Here is a 6,655-nt window from a genome sequence, read left to right on the forward strand (position 1 = left end):
CATATGTGTTAATTACGTCTTATTAATTATTTTACTAAGTTAATGGTAAGCGCTTTCTTTTTTTATCGGGAGTTAAAAGGTACATTTATTCATAAAGTGAGGCTTTAATTAGTGGGGCTGTCTCTCACTGATTGTTAGATCATACCAAAACGGACTTTTCCTGCAGTTAATGTGGGATAAATGATATACGGAGTTCTTGAACATTATATAAGTGGAGGCTGAAGTATATGAAGGGGGTTATTTTAGCTGGAGGAAAAGGGAGACGTCTTAGACCATTAACATGTAATACTCCAAAACCGATGTTACCATTGTTAGAAAAACCAGTTCTTGAATATAATATTGAATTATTACGTCAGCATGGTATTCGTGAAATTGCAATTACAGTTCAATATATGAGTACTGCCATTAAGCAATACTTTGGTGATGGTAGTAAGTGGGGAGTTAACTTGTATTATTTTGAAGATTCTCCTCCGCTTGGAACAGCAGGGAGCATTAAGCAAGCGGAAAGTTTTTTAGATGAAACATTTGTTGTTATTAGTGGGGATGCATTAACTGACTTTCAATTATCAGAAGGAATTGCATTTCATGAACAGAAGAAGAGAATGGTAACGATGTTTGCGAAAGAAGTAGAAAACCCACTCTCATTTGGGTTAGTTGTAATGAATAAAGAACAAGAAATTATACGATATATAGAAAAACCGAGCTGGAATGAGGTAGTTTCTAATATTGTGAATACAGGTATTTATATAATGGAGCCAGAAATCTTTTCTTACATACCATCCATGGAATTTTCGGATTTCAGTCATGATGTGTTTCCGTTATTAGCTAATAAAAATGCTTTATTTGCATATTTATCAGAAGACTATTGGCTAGATATTGGTACATTTGATCAATATCGGCAAGCTCAATTCGATTTGTTGACGAAAAAATTGAAGGTGCCTATTCCATATACAGAAGTATTACCAATGGTGTGGATGGGAGAAGGTGTAACGATAGGAAAAGGAACGAAAATTCATGGTCCTTCTTTTATTGGAGAAGGAGTAATGATTGGTGCGGGGGCTGTAATTGAACCGTACTCTATTATCGGAAAAAATAGTATCGTTTCAAGTTATTCTCATCTTCAAAAAAGCATCATTTTTGCAAACGCTCATATAGGAAAAAATTGTGAGTTGTTAGAAACAACAATAGGAGATCATACAATGGTCGAAGATGATGTTACACTTTTTCAAAAAAGTATTGTAGCGGACCATTGCCATATAGGGAAAAGTACAGTAATTAAGCAAAAAGGAAAAATATGGCCATATAAGGAGATAGATAGTCATTCGATAGTAGGTTCTGCCGGTGTTAAAGAGAGTGAAAAGAGTGCAGGGTGGTTACAAAAAAGCCGGATTGTAGGAAGGGGTAATGTTGAAATTACTCCTCAATTTATTGTGAAAGTTGCAATGGCTTATGGATCTCTTTTTGCCAAAGGAGAGAGTATATTGATTGGAAGTCAGGAAAATATAGAAACAACTTCCTTTAAAAATTTATTCCTCCATGCCATTCATGGCAGCGGGATTCATACGATGGAATGTAAAGAAATGAATGAGTCGCTTTTTCAGTATGTGATTCATAATTTGCAATGTGCAGGTGGAGTTTTCGTTCAAGTGGAAAGCGAAAGAGGGATTGTTATACAACTATATGGTAAGGAGGGCTCGCTTTTAACGTATAAGCAGCAAAAAGCGATAGAACAAGTATATATGTCTGAGTCGTTTTATTACGCTTGTGAGAAAGAAATGGGACGAAATAAGCTAGTTCACGTTTCTGTAAATAATTATGTAGAAGCTGTGTTAGAGCGTATTGATATTGAAACGATACAAAAACAGAAGTTTCATCTCCTTATTAATAAGAGAAATGATATGTTACAACATTTACTTATGCTCTTTCTACAAAGGCTTGGATGCACAGTTACATGGATTTATGCGAGTGAACAAAAAGATCATGTGAAAGCTTTGATGAAATCGAGTAAAGCAAATATGGCGCTTATGTTTTCTGAACATGGAAATCGCTTCGAATTATATGACACTCACAGTAATATTTACCAAGGAACTGATTTTGAAGAAGTAGATATTCCAGATTTATTACTCGAATCAGCAGATAATGTTTACCCAATGTCTTTGAAATTAGGGGAATGTTATCTCCTCTTTTATATGCATAATGAAAAAAACTCTTTTCAAATAAGATGGAAGCGAGATATTTTATATCGAATTGGAAAATTATTTGAATTAATAGCGTTGCAAGGAAAAACATTACTTAGCATAGCAGAGCAATCACCTCCACTGTATCTACTTTATGATGAAGTTGTATGTTCATGGAAGGAAAAAGGGAAAGTAATGAGGAAATTATTGGCCGATATGGAAATAAAAGAAGAAGGTATATTTGAAGGGATACAGTTCAAATATACAGAAAAAGAGTGGTCTTATATCGTTTCTGATACAAAACAACCAAAATTTTTGGTGTATTCACATGCTAGAAACCCAGTGATAGCAAGGGAAAACATGAAAAATCTTATAGAAAAAATTAGACAATATCAAAAGGTGTAGAATTTTTATTTTAAAAGTGGTATTATAGTATAGTCTGATTTAAGTTATTAGTGACTGGAGGGAAATAAGAATGCGTGTGAATATTACTCTAGCATGTACAGAATGCGGAGATCGTAACTATATCTCAAAGAAAAATAAACGTAACAACGCTGAGCGTATCGAGCTTAAAAAGTATTGCAAGCGTGACAAGAAGTCTACGTTACACCGTGAAACAAAGTAAGCAGTAGGAATATTTTCCTACTGTTTCTTTTTTTTTATGCGATTTCTACATAAAAGTGATACACTATCCTCGTAGAGTAAAGTGTCACTGTAAGGGGGAAAAGTGTGTGAAAGAAGAGAAAATACGGTTACGCAAACAAATAATAGAACACATGAATTCTTTATCTGAAGAACAGTATACAACTTTATCGGAACAAATTGCCGTTTCGGTGTATGGACAAAAAGAGTGGGTTGAAGCTAAAACAATTGGAATCACTCTCTCGATGGAGCAAGAAGTGAATACATATCCTATTATCGAAAAAGCTTGGGAAGAAGGAAAGAAAATTGTTGTTCCGAAGTGTAATAAAGGGGCAAGAACGATGTCTTTCCGACGAATTAGTGATTTTAACCAATTAGAAACAGTATATATGAATTTACGTGAACCGATTCCAGCGCTTACGGAAGAAGTAAATGCGTGTGAAATTGATCTTCTTATCGTGCCAGGAGTAGCTTATACACAGCGAGGAGAACGGATTGGATATGGCGGTGGCTACTATGATCGTTATCTCGTGCACTATAAAGGGAAAACGCTATCATTAGCTTATGATTTTCAAATTGTAAAACATATTCCGGTAGAGCCATTTGATAAAAATGTAGAGAAAATTATTACAGAAAAAGGAACAATGGTTATAAATGGGCTTGTATAGACAAATAAAAATTGACGAGACTTTTTCTTCTTGATTATAATAAAATATGTGAACGTTTTCTTATTATAATTTTTTTATAGTAAGTGAGCATAGAGGGTGATAAAATGATATCCATTTATGATATTCAGCAATTGTTAAAGAAATTTGGCACGATTATTTATACGGGTGATCGAATTGCTGATTTACAATTAATGCAAGATGAATTGCGTGAATTAAATCAATCACAGCTAATCGATCCACAAGACTATCAAACAGCTTTATTTTTATTGAAGCAAGAAATTCAAAAAGAGATAAATAAGAATTAGATAAAGGTAGGTACGTAACATGGAAGAGAAATGGTTAGTTGGTGTTGACCTTGGTGGTACAACGATTAAATTAGCATTTATTAATGTGTACGGTGAAATTTTACATAAGTGGGAAATCCCTACGAATACAAATGAACAAGGAAAACATATTACACTTGATGTAGCGAAAGCTATTGATAAAAAGTTAGAAGAATTAGGTGAATTAAAAAGCAAGCTAATTGGTATTGGTATGGGAGCTCCTGGTCCTGTACATGTGGCATCTGGAATGATTTATGAAGCGGTTAATTTAGGATGGAAAAACTATCCGTTAAAAGACTTGCTAGAAGTAGAAACAGGATTACCTGTTGTGATTGATAATGATGCAAACTTAGCGGCGCTTGGTGAAATGTGGAAAGGTGCTGGCGAAGGAGCAAAAGATTTAATTTGTATGACACTTGGCACTGGTGTTGGTGGTGGTGTTATCGCCAATGGTGAGATTGTACATGGTATAAGCGGTGCTGCTGGTGAGATTGGACATATTACAGTTGTTACAGAGAACGCTTTTCCATGTAATTGCGGGAAGTCGGGTTGCTTAGAAACAGTAGCCTCTGCAACAGGTATTGTGCGTGTTGCTATGCAAAAAATACAAGGGACAGATAAAGAAAGTGTTTTACGTTCTATGTTAGCAGAAGAAGGGCTTATTACATCAAAAGATGTGTTTGAAGCGCTTGGACAAGGTGACGAACTAGCAGGTGAAGTAGTGGAAAAAGTAGCTTCTTATTTAGGATTAGCTGTAGCGAACCTTGCTAGTACGTTGAACCCAGAGAAAATCGTAATTGGTGGTGGCGTATCTAAAGCTGGAGATGCACTATTAGAGCCAATTCAACGTTATTTCGAGCAATATGCTTTCTCTCGTGCTGTAAAGAGCACAAAGTTAGCAATTGCAATACTTGGTAATGATGCAGGTGTAATTGGAGGAGCGTGGCTTGTAAAAAAGCACAAATACGAGGCGAAGATGATATAAGTTGTGAATAATGAGAAGAGGAAGGGGTCCCCTTCCTCTTTTTATGCAAGATCTTGTTGGAGAATAAAAATGTAAATGGATTAAGCTGCTGGTGGGTACCCATTATATAGAACAGTCATGATTGTAAACCATCCGAAAACAAGTACGGTTGCAATAGCGAAGCCGCCCGCGAATAAGTTTTTTTCGCGAAGTGTTCTAAGCGTAGCGAATACAGCTAACAGAGTGACTAGCGTAAAAATAATAACAAGGCCCATACAATATCCTCCTCTGTCTACTCATTCCTTAGGATGAGTTTTTAGAATATTTACTCTTTTATATTGTACATGTTTTAAAAATGATTGTCGAGATAACACCCCTTCTTTTCCTAAGAGAAAGAAATGTTGTATCATTAAAAGTAAATTAAATAACTGGAGGAGATTTTCATATGAAATGGATACAAATGCCGTTAGGCCCATTACAAACAAATGCTTATATTTTAACGAATGATCAAAATGAGTGTATTATCTTTGATCCTGGCCATGAAGGAGAGAAACTTGTTACATATTTACAAGAAGCACAGTTAAAACCACTTGCGGTTTTATTAACACATGCTCATTTCGATCATATCGGTGCTGTTGATGCGGTGAGAGACGCTTTTCATATTCCTGTATACGTACATAAAGAAGAAGCGGATTGGTTAGGTGATGCAACTGTGAATGGCTCACAAATTTTTATGATGAACCGCAGTATTACAGCAAAACCAGCAGATCATATTATTGACGAAGAGGGTACATTAACGATTGATTCTTTTAGTTTTGAAATTTTTGAGACACCAGGACATTCTCCAGGAAGTATTTCTTATTATAGTAAAGAAGCGAATGCTGTATTTTCTGGAGATGTATTGTTCCAAATGAGTATTGGAAGAACGGATTTACCTGGTGGAAGTTTTGCTGAATTAATTGGAAGTATTGAAGAGAAATTATTTGTATTACCAGATGAAACAGCGGTGCTATGTGGACACGGTCCAGAAACAAGCATTGGTTTTGAAAAAGAAAATAATCCATTTTTACAATAAGGAGTCATTATGGGGATGGAGCTCATTTTAAGAGAATGGATGGGAAAAGAAAAGGATCATTCGATTTCATATAGTACGTATATGAACCTCGTATTATATGCAGAGGAACATGGGTATTATATGAGAGAACGTGAAAAAATTGGCAGACAGGGAGATTTTTTTACGAGTAGCAATGTATCTTCTGTATTTGCGAAGACTTTTGCTAAGTTTTTTATTCGGCTTGTTGAAAAGGGAGAAGTTTCTCCAAATATTTGTGAGATTGGTGGGGGAACAGGAAAGTTTGCCTATGATATTTTACAAGAATGGAAACAATTATCTCCGGAAACCTTTATCAATTTAAACTATTCAATTATTGAAGTGAGCCCTTTTCATAGAAGGCTACAACAGGAGAAGCTTTGTTTATTTGATAATGTGTCGTATTATACATCTTATATTGAAATGGGAGAGTCTTTCGAAGGAATTATTTTTTCGAATGAATTATTTGATGCGTTTCCTGTTGAGATAGTTGAGAAAAGAAATGGAATTTTGTATGAAGTACGTATCACGTATACAGATGAGGGAAACCTTACAGAAGTATTTAGACCGATAGAGAAAAGAATCGGTCGTTACTTATTGAAATATAACATTCATATTGCTGAGGGACAGCGCTTTGAAGTGCCTATTGCAATGGAAGAGTATATAGAAGAGATTGCGAAATGGTTTCAGAAAGGTATATGTATTACAGTTGATTATGGATATACAAAAGAAGAATGGATGCATCCTGCACATCATGAAGGAAGTTTAAGAGGATATTATAAGCATAAGCT

General features: G+C 35.1%; 8 protein-coding genes. 7 read left to right on the forward strand and 1 reads right to left on the reverse strand.

The genetic code is table 11. The features are described from left to right. Positions 1–227 precede the first annotated feature (227 nt). The 5 genes from AB3X48_RS15470 to glcK all read left to right on the forward strand — a co-directional run bounded on the left by AB3X48_RS15470 (position 228) and on the right by glcK (position 4,795). Entirely contained in the window at positions 228–2,582 is a 2,355-nt protein-coding gene (locus tag AB3X48_RS15470) for a sugar phosphate nucleotidyltransferase (protein WP_016106167.1), read from the forward strand. A 70-nt stretch (positions 2,583–2,652) separates the two neighbouring features. Next, a complete protein-coding gene (gene rpmG, locus AB3X48_RS15475; protein WP_001265616.1) occupies positions 2,653–2,802 on the forward strand; it encodes a 50S ribosomal protein L33 in 150 nt (49 codons plus the stop codon). 106 nt (positions 2,803–2,908) lie between these two features. Beyond that, a complete protein-coding gene (locus tag AB3X48_RS15480; protein ID WP_016106166.1) occupies positions 2,909–3,487 on the forward strand; it encodes a 5-formyltetrahydrofolate cyclo-ligase in 579 nt (192 codons plus the stop codon). A 104-nt stretch (positions 3,488–3,591) separates the two neighbouring features. Then, positions 3,592–3,792 carry a YqgQ family protein gene (locus AB3X48_RS15485; protein ID WP_002173470.1) on the forward strand — a complete coding sequence of 67 codons (201 nt, stop codon included), beginning with the start codon at positions 3,592–3,594 and terminating at the stop codon, positions 3,790–3,792. A gap of 19 nt (positions 3,793–3,811) precedes the next feature. Further along, on the forward strand, positions 3,812–4,795 hold the full coding sequence (glcK, locus tag AB3X48_RS15490; protein ID WP_016106165.1) for a glucokinase: 984 nt from the start codon (positions 3,812–3,814) through the stop codon (positions 4,793–4,795). An 80-nt stretch (positions 4,796–4,875) separates the two neighbouring features. Here the strand turns inward: glcK and AB3X48_RS15495 are convergent, their stop codons facing one another. Next, positions 4,876–5,049: a DUF2759 domain-containing protein gene (locus AB3X48_RS15495; protein ID WP_002111850.1), complete on the reverse strand. Its 174-nt coding sequence runs from the start codon at positions 5,047–5,049 to the stop codon at positions 4,876–4,878. 170 nt (positions 5,050–5,219) lie between these two features. Between AB3X48_RS15495 and AB3X48_RS15500 the strand changes: the two genes are divergently transcribed. Together AB3X48_RS15500 and AB3X48_RS15505 are read left to right on the forward strand one after the other, a co-directional pair. Continuing rightward, positions 5,220–5,849 (forward strand): MBL fold metallo-hydrolase, encoded by a 630-nt coding sequence (locus tag AB3X48_RS15500; RefSeq protein ID WP_016106164.1) that lies wholly within the window; start codon positions 5,220–5,222, stop codon positions 5,847–5,849. Positions 5,850–5,858: 9 nt separating this feature from the next. Beyond that, positions 5,859–6,655, forward strand: a 797-nt coding sequence (locus tag AB3X48_RS15505; protein WP_367959716.1) for an SAM-dependent methyltransferase, incomplete at its 3' end; no start/stop codon positions are given.

This window comes from Bacillus sp. S4, from assembly GCF_040838205.1.
Classification (GTDB): Bacteria; Bacillota; Bacilli; order Bacillales; family Bacillaceae_G; genus Bacillus_A; species Bacillus_A cereus_U.